The sequence below is a fragment of the Microcoleus sp. MON2_D5 genome, assembly GCF_036701905.1.
Classification (GTDB): Bacteria; Cyanobacteriota; Cyanobacteriia; order Cyanobacteriales; family Microcoleaceae; genus Microcoleus.
The window spans coordinates 1-1,617 of record NZ_JAUBRM010000221.1 but is presented as its reverse complement, the minus strand read 5'-3'; the positions used below and the strand labels follow the sequence as shown (position 1 = coordinate 1,617).

The following is a 1,617-nucleotide window of genomic DNA, read 5'->3' as shown; positions in this document are numbered from 1 at the left end:
TGCACCTTACTTGCTCTCCATTTTTGGACACCATACCTAATTTACCACTATTTGAGCCTTAACTGAACCGTATTGGGCTTTGACCCGACGTTCTTGAAACCGTGGCGCAAACCTTTGGGAAAGGAGAGGTAGGTTCCTTGAGTTGCGACAGTAGTTTGGCCGTCAAACTGGTACTCAACCTCACCCTCAAGAATGTAGTGGGATTCAGCCGCTTGGTCGTGACTGTGAGGTGGTGTAGTGCTTTGCGGTTGCATCACTATCTCGTATAACGAATAGGTTCCGCCCGTATCTTCTCCCACAGCGAGAAAGGTGTATAAGTCACCCAGCACTAAATAGGTGGGGGCCCCCCCAGGCTGAATTAATGTAGCTTTGGCATTGACAGAGATTGTTTCGTTCATGGCTTTTCTCCTAAGTAGCTTATGGCGTAAGCTGTTGCGACATGAACTCAGTTTGCAAAACTTCTCCAGATTGCACCACTCAATATCCGCCAATTAAGCGCTGAGTTAAAGGGAAGCAGGCAGAGGGCAAAGTCTGATATACGCTCCATATACGTTACACCAATGCGCCTAGTGCTTTCAGAGTGGTTTTTTGAGCGTTGGTCAAGCCCGTTGCACCTTGAATATTCATGCCTTCATAGAGACGATCGCCCATTAGTGTTTTGATACAGCGTCCCGTAGCGACATCCCACAGTTTTATGGTGCGATCGTCACTGCCACTGAATACAATTTGACCGTCAGCGCTAAAGATAACTGACCTGACCCAACTGATATGTCCGTGCATGACATGAAGGCATTCTCCCGTTTGCAGATTCCACAAGCGCACGGTTTGATCGTCACTGCCACTTACTAAAAGTTGACCATCAGGACTAATGGCGAGAGTATACGCGGCACTCGTATGCCCTCGTAACATTCGCAGACACGCTCCGGTTTGCACATCCCAAAGGCGAATGGTTTGGTCAAAACTGCCGCTCGCCAGAATCAAGTCGGTTGGATGAAATGCTAGCGTGTAAAGCCCACCCCCGTTCCCTTCTATCATCCGCAGGCAATCTCCTGTCTGCACATCCCAAAGGCGAATGGTTTGGTCAGAACTGCCACTTGCCAGCATTTGCCCTTGGGGATCAAAAGCGATCGCCTGAATGCTACCCTGATGACCCCGTAGCACGTGCAAGCATTGGTGAGTTGACACATTCCACAGGCGCACCGTCTGGTCATAACTACTGCTTGCCAGGGTTTGCCCTTTGGGGTTAAAAAGCACCGCTATTACGGGGGCATCATGAGCTATCCAGCGATCGCCCTGTCCTGTTTGGACATCCAATAGAAAAATTGAGCCATCTTGCCCATTGGTGGCGATCGTTTGAGCATCTGGGCTAAAGCTTAAATTTGAAACTCGGCTGGTTTCTCTGTAGAGAATTTTCCAGGGAAGCAAGCTGAGTGGATCGCCATCAACCTGCCACTGCCATAAGTGAATCGTTCCCGCTTGGCTACTACTACTGGCAAGCAGGTGGCTCATAGTGGCTGGCTCGGTTCCCACAGGGGTAGAGTCTAGGACTTACGCATTGACAAATCTGCCCAAATATGAAGCAAGTGCTAAAATTACGGAATTCCTTTGGCAGGTAAA

At 49.4% G+C, this 1,617-nt stretch carries 2 protein-coding genes; both read right to left on the bottom strand.

All coding sequences use genetic code 11. From position 1 onward, the window contains the following. Positions 1-47: 47 nt before the first annotated feature. Complete coding sequence (locus QUA47_RS30790) at positions 48-398, bottom strand: cupin domain-containing protein (RefSeq protein WP_333433624.1); 351 nt, start codon at positions 396-398, stop codon at positions 48-50. Positions 399-552: 154 nt separating this feature from the next. Continuing rightward, positions 553-1,509 (bottom strand): WD40 repeat domain-containing protein, encoded by a 957-nt coding sequence (locus QUA47_RS30785; RefSeq protein ID WP_333433623.1) that lies wholly within the window; start codon positions 1,507-1,509, stop codon positions 553-555. Between the last annotated feature and the right edge of the window lie 108 nt (positions 1,510-1,617).